Source organism: Nonomuraea sp. NPDC003214 (assembly GCF_053590035.1).
In genome coordinates, this window is record NZ_JBSFSX010000011.1 from 215,611 (window position 1) to 236,702 (window position 21,092).

17 protein-coding genes are annotated in these 21,092 nt (G+C 73.1%); 11 read left to right on the forward strand and 6 right to left on the reverse strand.

Translation table 11 applies throughout. The features are described from left to right. The first annotated feature begins 14 nt into the window (after positions 1 to 14). From ACWDXC_RS33315 to chrA, 6 genes are all read left to right on the forward strand, one after another. Positions 15 to 782, forward strand: a complete 768-nt coding sequence (locus ACWDXC_RS33315) for a MerR family transcriptional regulator (protein WP_449988625.1) — start codon at positions 15 to 17, stop codon at positions 780 to 782. A gap of 62 nt (positions 783 to 844) precedes the next feature. Further along, complete coding sequence (locus ACWDXC_RS33320; RefSeq protein ID WP_449988627.1) at positions 845 to 2,275, forward strand: FAD-dependent monooxygenase; 1,431 nt, start codon at positions 845 to 847, stop codon at positions 2,273 to 2,275. Continuing rightward, positions 2,262 to 2,825 carry a TetR/AcrR family transcriptional regulator gene (locus tag ACWDXC_RS33325; protein ID WP_449988630.1) on the forward strand — a complete coding sequence of 188 codons (564 nt, stop codon included), beginning with the start codon at positions 2,262 to 2,264 and terminating at the stop codon, positions 2,823 to 2,825. Before ACWDXC_RS33320 ends, ACWDXC_RS33325 begins: the two co-directional genes overlap by 14 nt. A gap of 71 nt (positions 2,826 to 2,896) precedes the next feature. Further along, a complete protein-coding gene (locus ACWDXC_RS33330) occupies positions 2,897 to 3,394 on the forward strand; it encodes a Chromate resistance protein ChrB (protein ID WP_449988633.1) in 498 nt (165 codons plus the stop codon). Then, positions 3,391 to 3,822, forward strand: a complete 432-nt coding sequence (locus ACWDXC_RS33335; protein WP_375072720.1) for a chromate resistance protein ChrB domain-containing protein — start codon at positions 3,391 to 3,393, stop codon at positions 3,820 to 3,822. Before ACWDXC_RS33330 ends, ACWDXC_RS33335 begins: the two co-directional genes overlap by 4 nt. Continuing rightward, the gene (chrA, locus tag ACWDXC_RS33340) at positions 3,819 to 5,189 is read left to right on the forward strand and encodes a chromate efflux transporter (RefSeq protein WP_449988636.1); all 1,371 of its coding nucleotides are present in this window, start codon (positions 3,819 to 3,821) and stop codon (positions 5,187 to 5,189) included. Before ACWDXC_RS33335 ends, chrA begins: the two co-directional genes overlap by 4 nt. 1 nt (position 5,190) lies before the next feature. Here the strand turns inward: chrA and ACWDXC_RS33345 are convergent, their stop codons facing one another. The 4 genes from ACWDXC_RS33345 to ACWDXC_RS33360 all read right to left on the reverse strand — a co-directional run bounded on the left by ACWDXC_RS33345 (position 5,191) and on the right by ACWDXC_RS33360 (position 10,486). Beyond that, positions 5,191 to 6,771, reverse strand: a complete 1,581-nt coding sequence (locus tag ACWDXC_RS33345; RefSeq protein WP_449988639.1) for an AMP-binding protein — start codon at positions 6,769 to 6,771, stop codon at positions 5,191 to 5,193. 56 nt (positions 6,772 to 6,827) lie between these two features. Then, on the reverse strand, positions 6,828 to 7,712 hold the full coding sequence (locus ACWDXC_RS33350) for a poly(ethylene terephthalate) hydrolase family protein (RefSeq protein WP_449988642.1): 885 nt from the start codon (positions 7,710 to 7,712) through the stop codon (positions 6,828 to 6,830). A 121-nt stretch (positions 7,713 to 7,833) separates the two neighbouring features. Next, a complete protein-coding gene (locus tag ACWDXC_RS33355) occupies positions 7,834 to 9,405 on the reverse strand; it encodes a hypothetical protein (RefSeq protein ID WP_449988645.1) in 1,572 nt (523 codons plus the stop codon). 70 nt (positions 9,406 to 9,475) lie between these two features. Further along, positions 9,476 to 10,486: a LacI family DNA-binding transcriptional regulator gene (locus ACWDXC_RS33360; RefSeq protein WP_449988648.1), complete on the reverse strand. Its 1,011-nt coding sequence runs from the start codon at positions 10,484 to 10,486 to the stop codon at positions 9,476 to 9,478. Between the two features lie 163 nt (positions 10,487 to 10,649). Between ACWDXC_RS33360 and ACWDXC_RS33365 the strand changes: the two genes are divergently transcribed. Genes ACWDXC_RS33365 through ACWDXC_RS33385 form a run of 5 tightly spaced genes read left to right on the forward strand, consistent with a single transcriptional unit; the run spans position 10,650 to position 17,314 of the window. Then, on the forward strand, positions 10,650 to 11,939 hold the full coding sequence (locus ACWDXC_RS33365; protein ID WP_449988651.1) for an ABC transporter substrate-binding protein: 1,290 nt from the start codon (positions 10,650 to 10,652) through the stop codon (positions 11,937 to 11,939). Between the two features lie 8 nt (positions 11,940 to 11,947). Further along, positions 11,948 to 12,799, forward strand: a complete 852-nt coding sequence (locus ACWDXC_RS33370; protein ID WP_246645848.1) for a carbohydrate ABC transporter permease — start codon at positions 11,948 to 11,950, stop codon at positions 12,797 to 12,799. Then, on the forward strand, positions 12,796 to 13,626 hold the full coding sequence (locus ACWDXC_RS33375; protein ID WP_449988655.1) for a carbohydrate ABC transporter permease: 831 nt from the start codon (positions 12,796 to 12,798) through the stop codon (positions 13,624 to 13,626). Before ACWDXC_RS33370 ends, ACWDXC_RS33375 begins: the two co-directional genes overlap by 4 nt. Further along, the gene (locus ACWDXC_RS33380; protein ID WP_449988658.1) at positions 13,623 to 14,612 is read left to right on the forward strand and encodes a serine hydrolase domain-containing protein; all 990 of its coding nucleotides are present in this window, start codon (positions 13,623 to 13,625) and stop codon (positions 14,610 to 14,612) included. The genes ACWDXC_RS33375 and ACWDXC_RS33380 overlap by 4 nt, the downstream gene beginning before the upstream one ends. Beyond that, a complete protein-coding gene (locus ACWDXC_RS33385; RefSeq protein WP_449988661.1) occupies positions 14,609 to 17,314 on the forward strand; it encodes a family 78 glycoside hydrolase catalytic domain in 2,706 nt (901 codons plus the stop codon). Before ACWDXC_RS33380 ends, ACWDXC_RS33385 begins: the two co-directional genes overlap by 4 nt. Positions 17,315 to 17,319: 5 nt before the next feature. Here ACWDXC_RS33385 and ACWDXC_RS33390 read toward each other — a convergent pair whose 3' ends face one another. Continuing rightward, positions 17,320 to 18,045, reverse strand: coding sequence for a hypothetical protein (locus tag ACWDXC_RS33390; RefSeq protein ID WP_449988664.1), 726 nt, complete (start codon positions 18,043 to 18,045; stop codon positions 17,320 to 17,322). Positions 18,046 to 18,093: 48 nt separating this feature from the next. Beyond that, positions 18,094 to 21,033 carry a hypothetical protein gene (locus ACWDXC_RS33395; protein WP_449988667.1) on the reverse strand — a complete coding sequence of 980 codons (2,940 nt, stop codon included), beginning with the start codon at positions 21,031 to 21,033 and terminating at the stop codon, positions 18,094 to 18,096. Positions 21,034 to 21,092: the final 59 nt, after the last annotated feature.

The window sequence follows — 21,092 nt, forward strand, 5'->3', positions numbered from 1 at the left end:
TGGAGAGTGCTCTGATGCTGACCATCGGCGAACTGGCGTCGTACGCGGGAGTGACGGTCCGCGCGGTGCGGCACTACCACGCCAAGGGGCTGCTGCCCGAGCCGGAACGGGACCACTCCGGCTACCGCAGGTACGACGGCGGCGCCGTGGTCGAGCTGATCAGGATCCGGACCCTGGCCGAGGCCGGGGTCCCGCTGGCGCGGGTGCGGGAGCTGCTGCGGGCCGGTGAGGAGGAGTTCGCCGCGGCGATCGCGGACATCGACCGGAGGCTGCGGGCGGAGATCCGCGAGCGGCAGCGGCATCGCGAGCGGATCGCCCGCCTGGCCGCCGGGGAACTGCTGGTGCTGCCCCCGGAGGTGGTCGCGTATCTGGACCGGCTGCGGGAGCTCGGGGTCGACGAGCGGATCGTCCAGGCCGAGCGCGAGGGCTGGATCCCCTTGGCGGCCCACTCCCCGGGGCGGGTGCCGGAGTGGATGGCGCGCAAGCGGGAGCAGCTCGGCGACCCGCAGTTCGTCGACTTCCTCCTCACGCTGAGCCAGGCGCTGGACCGGGCCGACGACGACCCCCTGCTGGCCGGGCTGGCGGACAGGCTGGCCGCCTACCTGACGCGGCTGGCCGACGAGCGCGGCGAGGACTACGTCGACGACACCGGCATCGAGCTGCCGCTCGCCGCGCTGATGGACACGCTGGCGTTCGCGACGGTGCCGCCGGCGCGGCGGCTGATCGAGCTCCTGAGGCAGCGCGGCTGGACGGGCTGGACCAGGCTCGAACGCCTGCGTTGACGCGACCGGCACGCTATGCGCTATAAATGTAGCGATACAAATGTAGCGAATGGAGTCGAGTCATGCACGACGTCCTCATCGTGGGAGCCGGCCCCACCGGGCTGATGGCCGCCTGCGAGCTCGCGCTGGCGGGCGTGTCCTGCACGATCCTGGACAAGCGCGGCAGCGCGTCCAACGTCACCCGCGCCTTCGGCCTGCACGCCCGGGCCCTGGAACTGCTCGACGCCCGCGGCCTGGGCGACGCCCTCGTCCGGGCGGGGAACCCGCTCCGCACGGTGCACCCCGCCTACGCCTCACGGGTCGACTTCGGACGGCTCGACACGCGCTACCCGATGCTGCTGCTCGTCCCCCAGAACGGCACCGAGAAGCTCCTTCAGGACCGGGCCGACGAGCTCGGCGTACGGATCCGCCGCGACGCCCGGGTGACCGGCCTGACCCAGGACGCCGACTCGGCACGGCTGACGCTCAAGGACGGGGACGAGCTGGAGGCCCGGTACGTCATCGGCGCCGACGGCGCCCACAGCACGGTCCGCGACCTGGCCGGCGTGGGCTTCGCCGGCGCGGCCTACAGCCTGCCCATGCTGCTGGCCGACGTCCGCATCCCCACCGCCGAGCCGCCGCCCATCACGCAGGTCGGCACGCAGGGCGTGGTGGTGACCCTCCCCTTCGGCGACGGCTGGTACCGGGTCGGCGCATGGCTGCGCGCAGAGGAGAAGGACGCCGGCTTCGCCCGGATCCGCGAGGCCTTCCACCACATCGCCGGCACCGACTACGGCATGAGCGAGCCGCGCTGGTTCTCCCGCTTCACCGCCGAACGCCGCCAGGCCCGCAGCTACCGATCAGGACGCGTGTTCCTCGCCGGGGACGCCGCCCACGTCAACTCCCCCATCGGCGGCCAGGGCATGAACACCGGCATCCAGGACGCCGCCAACCTGGGCTGGAAGCTCGCCGCCACCCTGCACGGCTGGGCCCCGCCCTGGCTGCTCGACACCTACCACGCCGAGCGGCACCCCGTCGGCTCCGCCGTCCTGGCCATGACCGACCACCTCACCGGGCTGGTGCTCAGCGGCTCACGAGCGCGCCTGGAGATCAACCGGCGCGTCATGGCGACCCTGCTTCACACCACGCCCGGCCGCCGCCGCATCCTCGGCAGGCTGTCCGGCCTGGAGTTCGCCTACCCGCCCCGCGAGCCGGACGCCCACCCGCTGGCCGGCCGCCGCGCCGCCGACGGCCCGACGGACGCGGGCCGCCTGTACGAGGTGCTGCGCGCCGGCGCCTTCGTCCTGCTCTCCGACCACGGCGTCCCCGCCCCGTGGCGCACCCGCGTCCGGCACGCCAGGCCCCTGACCAGCACCAGGCCCGAGGCGACGCTGATCCGCCCCGACGGGTACGTGGCCTGGGCCGGGGACCACACCGGCGTCGAAGCGGCTCTGGTGAAATGGTGCGGTCCGGCCGGCCACCCCACCAGGGAAGGAAACCATGCCACCGCCTAACCCCCAGCGCCGCGACCACCTGGCCGACGCGGCCATCACCGTGCTGGCCGAGCAGGGGTCACGCGGGCTGACCCACCGAGCCGTCGACACCGCCGCCGCCGTGCCGGCCGGCACCGCCTCGCGCTACTTCCGCACCCGCGACGCGCTGCTCGACGGGGTCGTCGAGCGCATCACCCACCGGCTCGGCGAACGCGTCGACTCCTACACCGTCCGGCCGATCTCGCCGGCCGACCTGGAGGAGGCGCTGGTCGGCGTCCTGACCACGATGCTGAGCGACCGGCACGACCCGCTCGCCCTGTTCGAGCTGCACCTGGAGAGCACCAGGAACCCCCGGCTGCGGCGCGTGCTGACCGACGCCCTGCACAGCCGGAGCGACCTCCTCGTCCGCCAGTGCCGCGCCGCCGGGATCGACATCGGCCAGGACGAGGCCATGCTCCTGGAGATGAGCGTGCTCGGCATCCTGTTCACCGCCCTCACCACCGGCGTGCCCGAGTCCCCGAGCGAGCCGATCCGCACCGCCGTACGGGCTCTCCTGGCCTGGACCGGCTGATCGCTTCCGCCGGCGGCCAACCGTTGTGCAACCGTGGTTACTGTAACTATGGTTGCACCGGGAGGTGAGGCATGGCCGAGCAGTGGGTGTTGCTGGCGTACCGGATCCCGCGCCAGCCGTCGACGCTGCGGATCACGATCTGGCGCAAGCTGGACCGGCTCGGGGTGGCCCGGCTGGGTGACGGGCTGGTCGCACTGCCCGCCGACGCCCGGACCCGGGAGCAGATCGACTGGATCGCCGAGGAGATCGGCGAGATGGGCGGCAGCTCCACCGTGTGGCTGGCCACCGCCGGCAGCGCCGCGCAGGAGAAGGCGATCGCCGCCGAGATGCGCGCCGCGCGGGCGGCCGAGTACCGGGCGGTGATCGAGCAGGCCGCGACGGCGGCCGGGTCACGGGCGGGCGAGCGCAGCCGCGCCCTGAAACGGCTGCAGGCCGAGCTGCGCAGGATCGGCAGGCGCGACTACTTCCCGCCCGCCGAGCGCGAGGCCGCCCAGCAAGCGGTACGGGCCCTGGCCGAGGCCGAGGCCGGCACCGAGGCCGGCACTCGTACGAGCGGGGGTGCGCGATGAGGTGGGTCACACGCGCCGGCGTGCACATCGACCGGGCGGCGTGCGCCTGGCTGATCCGGCGGCACCTCGACCCCGAGCCGGAGTTCGTGTTCGTCGACGACCCGGCGCTGGCGCCTGCGGACGCGACGCCGTTCGACATGCGCGGGGCCGAGCTGTCCCATCACGGCGACGACTGCAGCTTCGAGACCGTCCTGCGCCGCTACGAACTCGACGACCCGGTGCTGTGGAAGCTGGCCGAGATCGTGCACGAGGCCGACCTCGACGACGGCCGCTTCGACGCCCCCGAGGCGCCCGGCGTGGACGTGATCCTGCGCGGGCTGTCCATGATCTGCGACGACGAGCGCGTCCTGGAGGTCACCGGGCCGGTCTTCGACGGCCTGTACGAGTTCCACCGGCGGGCGCTGCTGCTGGGACGGGAGCCGGCATGACGACCGAGGCGACCCGGGACGTGATCCCCTTCCGGCAGGCCGTGCGCGCCTGGTTCCTCATCTCGCTGCAGACGTTCGGCGGCCCGGCCGGGCAGATCGCCGTCATGCAGCGCACACTCGTCGAGGAGAAGCGCTGGATCGGCCAGCGCCGCTTCAACCACGCCCTCAACTACTGCATGCTGCTGCCTGGCCCGGAGGCGCAGCAGCTCGCCATCTATGTCGGCTGGCTGCTGAACGGCACCCGGGGCGGCCTGGTGGCCGGGACGCTGTTCGTGCTCCCCGGCATGCTGGCGCTGCTCGCACTGTCGGCGGTCTACGTCCTGTGGCAGGACACCACGGTGGTGACCGCGCTGTTCGCGGGCATCGCCCCGGCCGTGCTCGCCATCGTGGCCCAGGCCGTCATCCGGGTCGCCAGGCGCTCGCTCACCCATCCCTTCTTCGTCGCCCTGGCCGTGGCCGCCTTCCTCGCGCTCGCGCTGTTCGGGGTGCCGTTCCCGCTCGTGGTGGCCGCCGCGGGCCTCGCCGGGTGGCTGGCGCACCGGCTGGCCCCGCAGGTGTTCGACGCGGGCAACGGGCACGGCGGCGACGGCGGACCGGCGCCGCTGATCCCGGACGACGCCCTGCACCATGCCCGGCCGAGCCGGCGCTCGGCCGCCAGGATCCTGGCGATCGGTCTGGTCGTCTGGTGGGTGCCGGTCGCGGCGGTGGCGATCTTCCTCGGCACCGACAGCGTGTTCACCACGCAAGGGTTGTTCTTCTCCGGCACCGCGCTGGTCACCTTCGGCGGCGCCTACGCGGTGCTGGCGTTCGTCGCCCAGCGGGCCGTGGAGGTCTACGGCTGGCTGACCCCGGCGGAGATGGTCCGCGGGCTCGCACTGGCCGAGACCACCCCGGGGCCGCTGATCATGGTGGTGCAGTTCGTGGCCTTCCTCGGTGCCTACCGCGACCCCGGCGCGCTCACGCCGTGGGCGGGCGCGCTGCTGGGGGCGCTGCTGACGACGTGGGTGACGTTCGTGCCGTGCTTCCTGTTCATCTTCCTCGGGGCGCCGTACGTGGAGAGGCTGCGGCACAACGCGGCCATCAGCGCCGCGCTGACCGGCATCACCGCCTCGGTGGTCGGGGTCATCGCCAATCTGGCGGTGTACTTCGCCGAGCACACCCTGTTCGGCGAGACGTTCGCCTGGGCGTGGGGGCCGTTCAGCGCGCAGCTCCCCCGGCTCGGCGCCGTCGACCCCGTCGCCCTGGGCGTCACGGCCGCCGCGCTGGCCATGACGTTCGTGCTGAAGTGGCCGATGCTGCGCATCCTCGGCGTCTGTGGTCTGCTCGGGATCGGTACGGTGCTCCTGCCGACGGCCTTTACGTTGTAGATCACGTAAGGCCGAGCAGGCGGACGCTCTCCTCCCGCATCTCGACCTTGCGGATCTTGCCGGTGACCGTCATCGGGAAGCCGTCGACGACGTGGACGTAGCGCGGGATCTTGTAGTGGGCGAGCCTGCCCGCGCAGAACTCGCGCACGGCCGCCGCGGTCAGCGGCTCGCTCCCCGCGCGCATGACGATCCAGGCCATCAGCTCCTCCCCGTACTTCTCGTCGGGCACGCCGATCACCTGCACGTCCGCGATGTCGGGATGATGGTGGAGGAACTCCTCGATCTCGCGCGGGTAGACGTTCTCCCCTCCCCTGATGACCATGTCCTTGATCCGGCCGACCACGTTGACGTAGCCGTCGGCGTCCATGGTGGCCAGGTCGCCGGTGTGCATCCAGCGGGCGGCGTCGATGGCCTGGGCGGTGAGCTCCGGCTCGTTCCAGTAGCCGAGCATCACCGAGTAGCCGCGCGTGCACAGCTCGCCCGGCTCGCCGCGCGGCACGGTCAGCCCGGTCTCCGGGTGCGTGATCTTGACCTCGACGTGCGGCATCACCTGCCCGACGGTCTCGGTGCGGCGTCGCAGGTCGTCGTCGGACCTGGTCATGGTGGAGACGGGCGAGGTCTCGGTCATGCCGTAGCAGATGGCGACCTCGGCCATGTTCATCTCGGTGACGACGCGCTTCATCACCTCGACGGGGCAGGGCGAGCCCGCCATGATGCCGGTGCGCAGGCTGGACAGGTCGAAGCGCCCCGCGAGGGCGAGCTCGGCGATGAACATGGTCGGCACCCCGTACAGGGAGGTGCACCGTTCCTGCTGGACGGCGCGCAGCGTCGCCTCCGGGTCGAAGCCGGGTGCCGGGATGACGACGCAGGCGCCGTGGGAGGTGGCGCCCAGGTTGCCCATCACCATGCCGAAGCAGTGGTAGAAGGGCACCGGCAGGCAGACCCGGTCGTGCTCGGTGTAGCCGATGCCCTCGCCGACGAAGTAGCCGTTGTTGAGGATGTTGTGGTGCGAGAGCGTGGCGCCCTTGGGGAAGCCCGTCGTGCCCGAGGTGTACTGGATGTTGATCGGGTCGTCGGGGCTGAGTGAGGCCATGCGCTCGCGCAGCGCCTCCTCGGGGGCGAGCGCCTCCAGCGGGCCGGGCTCGCCGAGGTAGACGACGCCGGAGAAGCCGATCTCCTCGATCATCGCCCGGTAGTCGCTGCCCTTGTGCGTGCGCGCGCTGAACAGCAGGCGCATCCCCGACTGCCTGACGACGAAGTCGAGCTCGTGGGCGCGGTAGGCGGGGTTGACGTTGACCAGGATCGCGCCGATCTTCGCGGTGGCGTACTGGACGATCACCCACTCGGCGCAGTTGGGCGCCCAGATGCCGACCCGGTCACCCTTGGCGATGCCGGCGGCCAGGAGCGCGCGGGCGAGCCGGTTCACGTCGGCGTCGAGCTCCGCGTACGTCCAGCGGCGGCCGGTGGGCACGTCGACGAGGGCCTCGCGGTCGCCGAAGCGCCGGACGGTCCGTTCGAAGTTGTCGCCGATGGTCTCGCCCAGCAGCGGGGCCGGCGCGACCGCGCTCGAATAGGACCACATGTCAAAACCTCCGATCGGTGCATTCATTGAAGACCACGGGGTGGCCGGGTGGCCAGCTAGACGAGGTTCTTGAGGGCCTGGTTCTGCCAGGCGGCATTGGCCGTCAGCTCGGGGGCGGCTCCGGCGAACGCCCCTCGGGCCTGGGTGTCGCCCATGAGGCGGTAGCGCAGCCAGGCGGTCACGTAGCCGAGGAAGGCGCCGCCGGTGTTCTGGATGTCGTTGTGTCCCGCGCCCTTGAGCAGCGCCATGCCCGCCCCGGCGGTGGCCTGGTCGTAGTAGCCGCGCACGGTCGCGGCCGAGGAGATCAGCCAGTCGTTCGCGCCGCTGAGGAAGAGCGCCGGGCAGGTCAGGTCGGCGACGGAGAACTCGTCCCCGGGGCTCGCCATCCACTGCGCGGGCACGGCGATCGGCACGACGGTCGTGATCAGCCCGGCGGAGTCGTTGGCCGCGTTGATCGAGCCGCCCGCGCCCTGGGAGTGGCCGGCGGCGGCGACCCGCGTGGCGTCCAGCTTGCCGTGGAACACGCTGGCGGGGTCGTCGCCGAGGCCGGCGAGGTGCTGGGCGGCGGCCAGGATCTCGGCGCCGGTGCCGGTGGTCGTGTCGGTGGAGGCGATCACCGCGAAGCCCCACGAGGCGAGGTGGTTGAGCAGTCCCGGGTAGTTGTCGGGGGTGGCCCACGAGCCGTTGCCCCAGGTGACGATCGGGTGGGCGACGCCGCCCGCGCCCAGGGTTGCGGGGTGGTACAGGCGGTGGCCGCCGGAGGTTCCGGTGGTGACCGGCCACGGGCCGGTCGCCTGGTAGGCCGACTCGATGGTGGCGGAGGCGGTGTCGGAGGCGGCGTCGGAGGCTGCGGCGCTCTCGGCGGCCGACGCCAGGAACGCGGCCGGCAGGAGGCCGAGCGTCCCTGCGCGCAGGGCCTGGCGACGGGTGAAGTTCTTCATGGGCACCTCACGGGTGGTCCGGAGACGCGGGCGTCTCCTGGGGTGGGGGGAAGCACCGGCACGGTGCGCGGGCTCCGCGCGGCCGTGCCGGTGGGCGTGCCGTTGGATAGACGGCCGGTGGTCAGGCGCAGCCGGGGGTGCCGGAGGCGCGCTGCTGGCGCATGGCGGTCACGTCGCCCGCGACGGCGGACTGCGCCATCGGGCCGAGGTCGAGCACGACGTCGGTGAAGGCGAGCGACGCCTTGCGCATGACCGCCAGGTCGATCGCCTCGGCCCCGAACTTCGGCGAGAACAGCGTCTTCGGCGCCGCGATGGGCGCGATCACGGGCAGCAGGTGCTGGTTGTACGGAGTGCCCTCGCCGCCGAAGGAGCAGTGGCGCGGCACCTTGGTGAGGTCGGCCGCCGACAGGCCCTTGAGGATCGCGGTGCGCCGTACGTCCCAGTGCTCGATGTGGCCCCTGACCAGCTCGCGCAGCGGCGTGCTCTCGCTGACGGGGACCAGCAGCAGCTCGGTGAGCGCGGGGTCGGCGACGAGCTGGCGGCCCGGCAGGCCGCCCGGCCTGGCGACCGCGTCGTAGCGGCGGGCGCCCAGGTGCTCCAGGACGACGACGGAGGAGACCCCGCCCTGGTCGTACTCGGCGTCGAGCTGGGCGGCGAGCTGGCCCGCGCCGCCCTCGCGCACGTCCGGGCCGGTCAGGTGCTGGTAGAGGTGACCGGTGACGAAGGCGAACTGCACCGTGCGCGGGCGGCACGCCACCGGCAGCGACGCCAGGTAGCGGGCCATCTCGATCATGGTGAGCGGGCCGTTGTCCCACACCGGGCTCATGCCGTCGGTGTGGCTCTCGACGACGATCTTCTGCGCGGCGCCGCCGGGGAGCGTCGCGAGCAGGGTGCGGGTGGTCGTCGGCGTCCAGGCGGCGGTCACGGTGAGCGCGGCCTGGACCTGCTGCCCGGCGGCCAGCGCGTCCTTGATCTGCTTGCCCTGGTCGGCGCCGACGTACACGCCGGGCACGCCGTACGGCAGGCCCTCGTAGGGCGCGTACATGCCCTCGATCTGGGCGTGCGGGAGCGTGCTGATCTCGATCACGCCCAGCGCGCCCGCGGCGGCGGCGGCCTTCAGGTCGGCGTCGGCCGCGGCCGGGGCCTCCATCGACTCCGAGCCGAGCATGTTGATCGTGAGGCCGGGGTCGTACATGGAGTAGCCGAGGGTGAGCGGATAGAAGAGCAGGTTGGGCACGTTGGCCCACGGCAGGTCCCGGACGACGATCTTGCCGGCGGCGTTGGCCGCGGTGATGCCCGTGCCGGCGGGCAGGTGGACGAGCGGCGCCGTGACGCCGGCGGCGGCGGAGAACGGCACGGGGGCGGCCACCTGCACCGGCGTGCCGCCGACGGTCAGGGCGGCGCCGAGGCTGTCCCAGCGGTCGATGGCGTAGGGCAGGGAGGAGAGCTGGAGGCCGGGGACGGCCGCCAGCTCGTCCTCCAGCCAGTCGATGTAGCCGGCGTGCGCGGTGGAGCCGGTCGGCCTGGGGCCGAACGTCTCCTGCTGCTCGGCCAGCTCGCCCAGGCGGGCCTCGGTGGCGAACGCGGCGGGGTCGACGCGGACGGGGCAGGTCAGGGTGGCCGCCTGGGCGGCGGCCGGCAGGGCTGGTGTGATCAGGGGGAGGAGAAGGGCGAGCAGGGCGAGTCGTCTCACGGGGGGTCCTTCCAACGAAACGTTTTAATACGTGGTCCGCGACAGTCCCCCGATGCGCGGCCGGGCTTTCTCAGTGGCGGGGCGGGCCTGTGGTGCCCCGGACGATCAGCGTGGGCGAGACCGACGAGGTCACCGACCGGGTCCGGCCCTCGATGCGTTCGACGAGCAGTTGCGCGGCGATCGCCCCGATGGCCTGCCCGTCCTGGTCGACGCTGGTGAGCGAGATGCGCTTGAGCGAGGCGATGCCGATGTTGTCGTAGCCGGCGACCGACAGGTCCTCCGGCACCGACAGGCCCGCCTCGTCGGCGGCGCGCAGCACGCCGAGCGCCGCGATGTCGGCCCCGGCGAAGATCGCGGTGGGCCGGTCGGCGCGGGCGAGCAGTTGCCGCGCGCCCTCGTAGCCGCCCTCCTCGGTGAAGGAGGTGGCCAGCACGTCGTCGGCCAGCCCGTGGGCGCGCATCGCCTGGCGGTAGCCCTCGGCGCGCACCGTGTGCGGGAGCCCCTGGGCGCGGGCGCGCTCCAGGTGGGTGATGTGCGCGATCCGGGTGTGCCCGAGCCCTACCAGGTGGTCGACCACGAGCCTGGCCCCCATGACGTCGTCGTCGACGACCGCGCCGTAGGCGGCGGAGCTGCCGTGCCGGCCCACCACGACGACGGGGACGGCCGTCGCGATGGCGGTGAGCTCGGCGTCCGTCATGACCGGGGAGATCAGGATGAGCCCGTCCATGCTCCGGTCGATCATGGCGTCGGTCATCCTGGCCTGCGTCCTGGGCTCGATTCCGCCGGGGCCGAGCAGCACCTGGTACTGGGTGTCACTCAGGTGCCCGGTGACGCCCTCGATGATGTCGGGGAAGAACGGGTTGCGGGTGTCGGAGAGCATGACGCCGAGCGTGTAGGTGCGTCCGCGCAGGGCCCGGGCCGCGGCGTGCGGGCGGTAGCCCAGCTCGTCGATGGCCTGCGACACCTTGGCCTGCATCTCCGCGCTCACGCCGTAGGCGCCGCGCACCACCTTGGACACGGCCGCCGTGGACACTCCGGCCCGCCTGGCCACGTCGGCGATCGTCACCCGTCCGCTCGGCACACGCCGTCCTTTCTCTCGTAGAACGAACTACACGATCTTTCTGATGGAGGAGGCTAACTCGGATCGATGCTCAGGTCTACCTCTTGACGGGCGATTATCTTGTGCCCTAACAATGGAGAACGTTCTACACAACCAACCCCCCTATGTGAACAGGAGCACGGGCGTGAGAGCACCATCCCGTCTGCTCGGCGCGGCGATCGGCGCCGTCCTCGCCCTGTCCGTCTCCGGCTGCGGGTCGTCCGCCCCGGAGGGGACCGGTCAGGTGAAGCTGACCCTCTGGCACAACAGCGCGGACCCGGCGGCGCTGCTGGAGATGTACGAGAAGTTCGAGAAGCAGTCCGGCCACACGATCGAGCTCGTGTCGATCCCGTCCGACGGCTTCGAGGACACCACCCAGACCAAGTGGGCCACCGGCGAGCGCCCGGACATCCTGGAGTATCACGCGACGGTGAGCGGCCTGCTGGCCCTCAACCCGGCCGAGAACCTGCGCGAGCTGACCGGCGAGGCGTACATCGCCAGGTCCGGCGACCTCTACCAGGCCGCCGGGGCCGTGAACGGCAAGGTCTACGCCGCCATCACCGGCTTCCCCCAGGTGTTCGGCCTCTACTACAACAAGAAGGTCTTCGCCGAGGCCGGGCTGACCCCGCCCACCACCTTCGCCGAGCTGTCCGCCGCCTGCACCGAACTCAAGGCCGCCGGGGTCACGCCGGTCTTCGAGTCGGGCGGGTCGATCTGGCCGGTGCAGATCCTGCCCATCCTCTACCTGGCCGGCGCCAACCAGGGCAACGCGTACGGCAAGGCCATCGCGAGCCACACCAGCACGCTGGCCGACGCGGGCTCGCCGTTCGTCGCCGGGCTGAGCGCCTACGCCAAGCTTCAGGCCGACGGCTGCTTCAACAAGGACATCGTCACCGCCAAGTTCGAGGACTCGATGAAGGCCCTCGTCACCGGGAAGGCGGCCATGGTCGCCCAGCACTCCGACATGCTCCCGGCGCTCCTCGCGGCGGCGGGCGGCGACCAGAAGACCGTGGACGAGTCCGTCGGCTTCGCCGGGCTGTCGAGCGACAAGCCGCTCGTCACCTACGCGCCCGGCCCGATCGGCACGTTCTACCTGCCCAAGACCGGCGATCCGGCGCGTGAGAAGGCGGCGCTCGACTTCGTGCGCTTCATGACCGGCCCGGCCTACGCCGAGTACATCGCCGCGTCCAAGACCTTCCCCGTGCTCAAGGACGTGCCCGGCCCGCAGGGCGTCCCGTCCGTGCTCCAGGACGTCAAGAAGGCGTACGACACCGGCGCGGTCATCGCCTTCAACTCCGACATCCCCGGCATGGGCGGGCTGGCGCAGCTCATGTCCGAGCTGATCGCCGGTCAGAAGGACCCGCAGAAGGCCGCCACCCAGCTCCAGGGCCAGGTCGAGCAGGCGGCCAAGGCGGCGGGGCTGCCCGGATGGTGATGCGGGACATGACGCGGGCCAGGGCTGCCTGGCTGCCGTGGGCGCTGCCCGCGATCGTGCTGGTCGCGGTCTTCTTCGTCGCCCCGTTCCTGCTCAACGTCCGGTTCGCGTTCTCCTCGTGGACGAGCTTCCGCGCCGAGATCACCTGGAACGGGCTGGACAACGTCCGCACGCTGATCGACCAGGACCTGCTGGCCAACGCGGTCACCGTGACCGTGCTGTACGCGATCCTGTGCATGGCCATCCAGAACGCCGTCAGCCTCTCGCTGGCGCTGGCCCTCCAGCGGACCGGCCGGGTCAACACCGTCTTCCGCTCGGCGTTCTTCCTGCCGACGCTCATCTCGCCGCTGGCCGCCGGCTACATCTGGCGCGGGCTGCTCGCCCCCGACGGGGCGGTCAACTCCTTCCTCGGCATCGAGTGGGCGTGGCTGGGCGAGCCGGCCACCGCGCTGGTGGTGGTCGCGTTCATCGACGCGTGGAAGTGGAGCGGGCTGATCACGCTCGTCTACATCGCGGGGCTCAACTCGATCCCGAAGTCGCTGCTGGAGTCGGCGACCGTCGACGGGGCCGGGGCGTGGACGCGGTTCCGCCGGGTGGTGTTCCCGATGCTCGCCCCGGCGCTGACGTTCAACGTGGCGGTCACGCTGGTGGGCGCGCTGAGCGCGTACGACGTGATCGCCGCCACCACCGGCGGCGGGCCCGGCGACCACACGCGGGCGCTGAACGTGGTGATGCGCCAGCAGTGGGGTCAGGGCTTCTTCGGCACCGCGAGCGCGCTGGGCTTCACCGTGACGCTGCTGGTGATCGCGACCGCCGTGCCGCTCGTGTGGTGGCTGCGGCGCAGGGAGGTGACGGGATGAGGCCCGCCTTCAGGCAGGCGCTCAAGTACGCGGCGCTGACGCTGTTCTCGATCCCGTGGGTGATCGTGCCCGTGTGGCTCGTGGTCGTCAACTCGTTCAAGCCCGCGGGCGAGGCCGCCGAGCTGGGCCTCGGCCTGCCCCGCACGTGGGCGGTCGCCGAGAACTACGGCATCGTGCTCGACCGGGGCGCCTACCTGACGGGGCTGCTCAACAGCCTGAAGGTGAGCGTGCCGATCGTGGCGGGCGTGGTGCTGCTCGGCGCGGCTGCGGCCTGGGCGTTCGGGCGCAGCCGGTCGCGGTGGCTGCAGGCGGCCTACTTCGTCATGGGCCTGTCGATCCTGCTGCCGCCGTCGATCATCCCGACCGTCTACCTGCTGCGCGCCCTGTCGCTGGACGGCGGCTCGCTCGGCTACGTGCTGACGATGACCGGCTGCCGCGTGGGCATCGTGGTCTTCCTGGCGACCGGGTTCGTCCGGGCGTTCCCGCCCGACCTGGAGCACGCGGCCGCCATCGACGGCGCCTCCCGCCCGCAGGTCTTCGTCCGCATCCTGCTGCCCCTGCTGCGGCCGGTGCTGTTCGTCGGCGGCGTGATCCTCGTCATCAGCGTCTGGAACGACTTCTTCTTCGCCCTCTTCCTGCTCCAGGGCAGCGCGAACGCCACGCTGCCGCTCAGCCTGTTCCAGTTCGCCTCCGGCACCCTGCAGAGCCTGAACTGGAACCTCGTCTTCGCCCACGTCCTGCTCACCACGCTGCCCCTCGTGGCGGTGTACGTCGCCGCGCAGAAGCGCGTCCTGGCCGGTCTCACGGAAGGTGCTCTCAAGGGATGACCACGCACGACATCGCGCTCGACTGGGTCAGACGCGAGATCGACGGGGGGCGGCTGCCGTGCGCGGTGTTCGGCGCCGCCACCTCCGGCGGCATCCAGGTGCTGGAGGCGTTCGGCACGCACGACGGCCGCGCGACCAGGACCGACGACCACTTCGCGCTCTTCTCCGTGACCAAGCCGCTGGTGGGGCTGGCCGCGCTGCGCCAGGTCGAGCGCGGGCTGCTGTCGCTGCGCCGCCCGCTGCGGGACGTGCTGCCGGCCTTCGCGCGGCCCGACGTGACCCTGTGGCACCTGCTCACCCACACCGCCGGCATCGCCGAGCAGACGCTCACCCCCGACGACCTGGTGGAGCACCTGGTCACCGCGCCGGCGCTGTTCGAGGCGGGCACGCTCAGCCACTACTCCAACCTGGCCTTCGCCGGGATCGCGGAGATGATCCGCGACGTCACCGGCCGCGACGTGGCCGGCGTCGTCGACTCCGACCTGAACCCGCTGGTGCCGGGCGGCGGGCGCATCACGTTCGACCCGGCCTGCGACCCGGCCGAGGTCCACGGCGTCGAGCTGCTCGGGCCCGGCTTCGACCTCGACGCGTTCGTCCGGCTCCGCCACCCGGCCGGGGCGCTGTTCTCCCGCGCCGAGGACCTGCTGGCGCTCGGCGGGGCGCTGCTGCGCGGCGACCGCGCACTGATCCACCCGACCACCCTGGCCGCGATGACGACCCCGCAGACGACGGGCCTGGTCAAGCTGCAGCCCGACCCGGTCAACGCCGGGCAGGACTGGGGCCTCACCTGGAACCTGCGCCACTCGGCTCCCGGCCTGCTCGAACGGCGGCTGTACGGGCACGGCGGCGCCTCGGGCTGCCAGTGGTGGATGTACCCGGAGCAGGACGCGTGCTTCGTGCTGCTGATCAACGTGATGGCGCCGAGCCTGTCCGGCGTCGACGTCGACGGCCTGCACAACGCCTTCACCACCGGGCTCGATGCGTGAACGGGGAATCGGGGGCGCCCGGCGCGCAGGTCTCGGGCGCGCAGGCGCCGCTCATCCGTCCGGTCCCGCCCGGCCCGCAGGCGGGCCTGACGTGCGGGCTGGCCGATCCCGTGGGCGTGGACGAGCCGTCGCCGCGACTGTCGTGGAACGCCCGGCTCGCCGAGGAGGCCGCCGTGACGGTGCGCGCCGAAGGGCGCGAGGTGTGGCGGTCGTCCGTCCCGGCCGGGTCGCACCTGGTGGACGTGCCGGACGACCTGCTGGCGCCGCTGACGCCGTACACGTGGAGTGTGGACGGGCACGCGGCCGGCGCGTTCACGACGGGCCTGCGGGCGGGCGGCGGGTGGGACGCCCCGTGGCTGGCGGGCGATCCGCGGGCGGCGGTGAGCCTGCGCGGGTCGTTCACCTCGCGGCCCGGGCGCGTCTGGCTGGCCGCCACCGCGCTGGGCGTCTACCGGGCGCTGCTCAACGGGGCGCGGCTGGGCGAGGAGGAGCTGGCCCCCGGCTGGACCGACTACGGTCACCGGGTCCGCTACCGGCTGCTGGAGCTCACGCGGCTGCTCGTGCCGGGTGAGAACGAGCTGGAGCTGTGGCTGGCGCCCGGCTGGTACGCGGGTCACGTGGCCGGCGGCGGGCCGGGCCGCTACGGCGACCGGCCGGCCGTCAGCGCCCAGGTGCTCGTGCGGGACGGCGCCGGGGTCCGGCGGGTGTGCGCCACGGACGCGGCCTGGACCCGGCACGACCTCGGCCGCCCGCGCGCCGACCTGATCATGGGCGAGACCGTGCAGACGCCGTTCCCGCAGGCGGGAACCGTGCAGACGCCGTTCCCGCAGGCGGGAACCGTGCAGACGCCGTTCCCGCAGGCGGGAACCGTGCAGACGCCGTTCCCGCAGGGCGGGGCGGCTGAGCCGGTGGCCGTCCCGGAGGTTCTCGTGGAGGCCGACCCCGCTCCCCCGGTGCGGGTGATCGGCACGGTGCCCGCCGTGTGCGTGACCGAGCCCGCGCCGGGCGTCCAGGTGGCCGACTTCGGGCGCAACGTCGTCGGGCGCGTCCGGCTGCGCGTCGACGCGCCGGGCCCGGTGCGGATCGTGGTGCGGCACGGGGAGGAGCTGACCGCGACCGGGCGGCTCTACACCGACAACCTGCGCACCGCGGACCAGTGCGACGAGTTCCTGCTCGGGCCCGGCCGGCACGAGGTCGAGCCCGCGTTCACGCTGCACGGGTTCCGCTACGCGGAGATCACCGGCTTTCCCGGCGCGCTGACGCCGGACGACCTGGAGGCGGTGCTGCTGTCGTCGGCGATGGCCGTCACCGGCTCGCTGACCGTGAGCGATCCGGCCGTCCGGCAGCTCGTCGCCAACATCGGCGCGTCGGCGGACGGCAACCTGGTGAGCGTGCCGACCGACTGCCCGCAGCGCGACGAGCGGACCGGCTGGACGGCCGACATCTCGGTGTTCGGCTCGACGCTCAGCTTCCTGCGGCACACGCAGGCGTTCCTGTCCGGCTGGGTGACGTCGCTGATCGACGGGCAGCGGGCCGACGGCGCGGTCCCGCACGTCGCGCCGGTGCTGCCGGAGTACGGCTACGACTCCCCCGTGTGGTCGGACGCGCTGGTCGAGGTGCCGTGGCTGCTGTGGCGGCGCTACGGCGACGACCGCACGCTGCGCCGCGCGTACGACCCGATGCGGCGCTGGGCCGCCTACTGCCTGGCGCAGGCCGAGGACGGCGTCCGGCCGGGCCGGGCGCTGGGCGACTGGCTGGCCCCCGGCACGGTCGAGACGCCCAGGAACCTCATCGCCACCGCCGCGCTCGCCCGCAGCCTGCGCCTGATCGCGCACGCGGCCGGCGTGCTCGGCGAGCCGCACGCGGCGGAGTACGCCGAGGCGTCCGCCCGCGTGTCCGGCGCGTTCCGGCGGGCCTTCCTCGACGGGCCGAGGCTGCGCACCGAGACGCAGACCGGCTACGCGATCGCCCTCGCCTGGGACCTGGTCGCGCCGGAGGACCGGGCCGCGTCGGCGCGGGCGCTGGCCGAGCTGGTCCGCGCCGGCGGGCACCGGCTGATGACGGGCTTCGTCGGCACCCCGCTGCTGCTGCCGGTGCTGTCGGAGACCGGACACCACGACCTGGCGTGCCGGATCTTCAACCAGGAGGGCTACCCGTCCTGGCGCTACCAGCTCCGCGCCGGGGCGACGACCATGTGGGAGCGCTGGGACGCCTGGCACCACCGCCACGGCCTGCAGACGCCGGCGATGAACTCCTTCAACCACTACGCCTACGGCTGCGTGGGCGACTGGCTGTTCCGGCACGTGGCGGGCCTGGGCGACGACCCGCGCGGAACGGGCGGCGGCTTCGGCGAGCTGCTGCTGCGCCCCGGCCCCGTCCCGCTGCTGCGCCAGGCGCACGCCCGCTACGCGAGCGCCTCGGGGACCGTCGAGTCGGGCTGGCGGGCCGGGCCCGACGGGGTCCAGTTCACCTTCGCCGTCCCGGAGGGCGTCAGCGCCCGCGCCGTGCTGCCCGTACGCGGCACGTGGGACGGGATGACGGTGAACGGCACCTTCCTCATGGGCCTGAGCGAGCAGCTGCCCGTCACCAGGCTGGCCGACGGGGGGTGCGCGCTGAGCCTGCCGCCGGGCCGCTGGTCGTTCACGGCTCCCTCGGCGGCCACGGCCCACCTGCTCCAGGAGTGGGACGACCTGGGCTCGTGACGGCGTCAGGGCTTCCAGACGAGGTAGGACACGGTGACGCTGCCGTCGGGCCGGGAGACGTCCGTGACCCGCACCGCGGCGACGTTCCGCTCGGTGGTCTCCAGGCAGTACCAGGCGCCCTTCTCGGCGTCGACGCTGCCGTAGTGGCGGCGCTGGAGTTGCGCCGCGCACGCGGCCTTCGTGGGGGTCCCGTCGAAGGGGGTGATCCGCAGCTCGCCGCCCCCCTTGGTCCAGAGGTCGGTGTACGGGGCGTTGTAGACGATGTCGGCGGTGGCGTTCACCTCGCTGACGACGCCGCTCTCCAGGTCGAGGTAGTCGTTGTCGGCGAGCGTGACCTGGCCTTCGCCGGTCGCCGTCGTGGCGGGTGACGGGGTCGCCGGGACGGTGACCTCCTCACCGCCGGCCGAGGAGGCGGGGATGGCGGCAGGGGTGGCGGCCGAGGCTTCGGGCGCTGTCAGGAGGCGGTCGAAGGCGGCGCCCGCCGTCCCGGCCCCGACGACGATCAGCACGGCCACCAGCAGGTCGGCGATGCGCAGGGCGCTGCCGAGCCGCCGCAGCAGCAGGACGAACCCGAGCAGGGCCGCCAGCAGGCCGGTGACGAGGATGCCCGTCACCGAGCCGCTGACCGCCAGTTGCGCGACGGCGGCCGTGTCCGCGACGAGGCCGAGCCCGGTGAACAGCACGGCCTCACGGGTCCGGGCGGGCGGGCCGGCCGTTTCCGAACTGGTCAACACGCGTTCCTTCCGTCGCGGCGCGCGGCTGTGGGGCGGGGCTCCCGGTCAGGGCGCCCTGAGGTAGGCGACGCCGAAGTGGGCGTCGGCCAGGGTGCCCGCCCCGGAGTGACAGTAGACGTCCATCAGGAGCGCGGGGGGCGCGCTGTGGGAGTTGACGTTCCCGAGATGGCAGTAGCGGCCCGCGCTCCGGGACGACACCTGGGCGCTGTCGCCCGGCTTACCGATCCCCGTGTACGCGATCCGGTACCAGCCTGCCGAGAGGCGGGTGACCGCCGGGGTCTCGGCGTTCGTGCTGTGGGAGCGGCGGGTGTCGATCCCGGGGTTCTCCGGGTCGCCCGTGGTCGTGACGTAGGCGGCGGGCGTCGAGGCGTCCCGGTGCAGCCCGGCGTCCTGCGTGTAGGACAGGACCCACGGGGAGTCGATGCGGCGGGGCGTGGCGTCCGCGCCGATCGCGTAGCAGCCGACGCTCACCTCCAGGCCGTCCCCGGCGGGCGCGGTGCCTTCCGCGTGGCAGCGCGCGGGCGTTCCCGTCCCGTACGCGCCCACCTGGAGGTGTCCCTTGTCGGCGGCGTACGGCGCGCCCTTGAGCACCGCCGTGTAGCGGCCGGTCCCCTCGTGGCGCACGTGGTTGACCAGGCCGGCCGAGTTGAACGTGCCGTCGTTGCGCGCGGGGGCGAGGTCGCCGGCGCCGCCCGGCGCGTCGTAGCGGACGGTGGCGTAGGGGGTGTCACCGGCGGCGGGCGCGGCGAAGAACACGGTGAACCACCAGTCCACCGGGGCTCCGGTCTGGTCGAAGCAGCGCACCCGGATCACCTCGTCGGGCCCGGCGGGCTGCTGACCGGCCACCGAGCAGACGCGGCCCCGGTAGTGCGTGCGGTAGGCGGTGGCGTGGGCGACGCCGGTCCGCGAGGCGACGTCCGGCAGGCGTACCTCGTAGTCCCCGGTCCCGGTGCGTCTCACGCTCGCCCGCCGGCTCGCGGTGGCGGGGTCGAGCCTGCCGGTGGTCCACTGGTAGGCGGGGTTCAGCGCCGTGTCCGCGCCCAGCGGCGCGCTCGCCTGGTCCATGTACGCGTAGCCCCAGCGGGGCGTGGCCGACGGCGCAGGGGCGGCGGCGACCATCGCGTCGACGAGGCGGGCGACGAGGCGCCTGCCCTCCTTCTCGGTCAGCTCGGGCTCCTGCGGCTGCGGGGAGGGAGCGCCGGCGTCGGGCGACACCCCGATGGGGAAGGTGATGGCGTCCCAGTCGTCGAAGCCGCTCAGCGTCTCGTCCTTGCCCGGGTAGCGGAAGCCCGGGTCGCGGACCTGCGTGTCGCCGGGCTCCGCCATGGTCGAGCACTCGTCGTCGTTCCCGGTGACGATCAGGTTGCCGTAGCGCCGGTCGAGGTCGTGCGGCGTGGTGTCCAGGTCGGGCCGCGTGCCGGCGGGGTCCTCCGGGGCGACGCACACCTGGCTCCAGCTCAGCAGGCTCACGCCGACCTCGTGCGACGGGTCGGGGTCGGCGGCGCCGCCGGAGCTCCAGTCCCAGTCGATCCCCCGGGAGGCGTCGGCGACCCGCTGGACCAGGCGGGGGTCGAGCCAGGTGACCAGCAGGTCGGTCGAGGCCCCGACTCCTCTGCTCTCGACCAGCTTCGACTGCTGGAGGTCCGTGAGCTTCTCCCGCGAGTAGTCGATCGAGCTCACCGCGCGGACGCGGTCGCTCCAGACGTCGGCGTCGGCGTCGCCCATGCTGCCGACGGCCGCCTGCCAGGCGCTGTAGTCGGGCACGCCGATGAGCCCGTAGGCGTAGTTCATGACGGACAGGTAGTTCGGCTTGTAATTGACGCCGTCGCCGCCGCCGTGGGCGAGCCCGAGCGCGTGCCCCAGCTCGTGGACGAACAGCGCGCTCCGCTCGCGGTCGGTGACGTCGCCCCACGATCCCAGCGTGACGATGAAGTCGGTACGTCTCCCGCCCGCGTGCGAGTGGCCGCCGCTGTGGTTGTCGCTGTACTGGTAGCCCCACAGGGAGTAGAAGAAGAACCCCTGGCGGGCGGCGGGGAAGTTGCCGTCGCGGTGGTGCTCGAAGACGGTGCGCCCGTCCGGCTCCTCGGCGAACAGGTAGCGCCTGCGCTCCTGCGGCGTCACCGCGATGGCGGTCGACTCGTCGATCAGTAACTGGATGCCCGTCCTGGACACGGGACCGTACGGGCAGTCCCCGGCGGGGCTGACCGGCGCGCTGTCGAACATGTGCCGCGCCTCCGCCAGGGCGCCGGGCGTGGGCCGGTCGGAGTCCGTGCCGTCGTCGAGCCAGTCGATCTCCACGGCGATCGTCTTGCGGCAGGGGTCGGCGCCGTGCTCGGGCAGCCAGGTGTCGCGGGTGCCGTCGGGACGCGGGATGCCCCGCAGCTCGACGCGGTCGGTCAGGCCGTCGCCGTCGGTGTCCTCGTCCGGCAGGCCCTCCCTGGTGTTCCAGGTCTGGTCGGTGTTCTTGTAGAAGCGGTGGAGCAGCTCGGCCGAGGCGGGGCGGTCGGCGTAGACGGCGCCGCTGTCGCGGTCGACGATCCTGAGGGCCTTCAGGTCCCAGTTGTCCGCTCTCCAGTCGGGCGCCGTGTTCAGGTGGTGGAAGGTGAAGCCGTCGAGCAGCGCGTCGGCGGGCACGCACGGCGACAGGTGGGCGTGCCAGGTGAACGTGGTGTGCGCGAGGTCACCGGTGCCGCCCAGGTGGAACCGCTCGGGCGGGGTGTCGTCGGCGCCGTCGCCGTTCCAGTCCTCGAAGAGGAACGCCTGGCCGCCGAGGGTCACGGTCTCGGTGGAGTCGTCGCGCAGCCCGTCCCCGCCCGTGGTGACGGAGAACGTCACCCGGCACACCTGGCCGGCGTCGGCGTGCGCCGGTGCCGCGGGGGCGACGGGCGACAGGCCGGCCAGGGCGGCGGCCGCGAGCAGGACGGCCGCGAGCACGGCGGACGCCCGCGGGCGCCGGGTGCGGGTGGCTCCTGGAGGTGGTCGCATACGGCTGCTCCTAACGTGAGGTGGAGGCGCGTCCGCGCACGGGGGCGCCTCGGCGGACG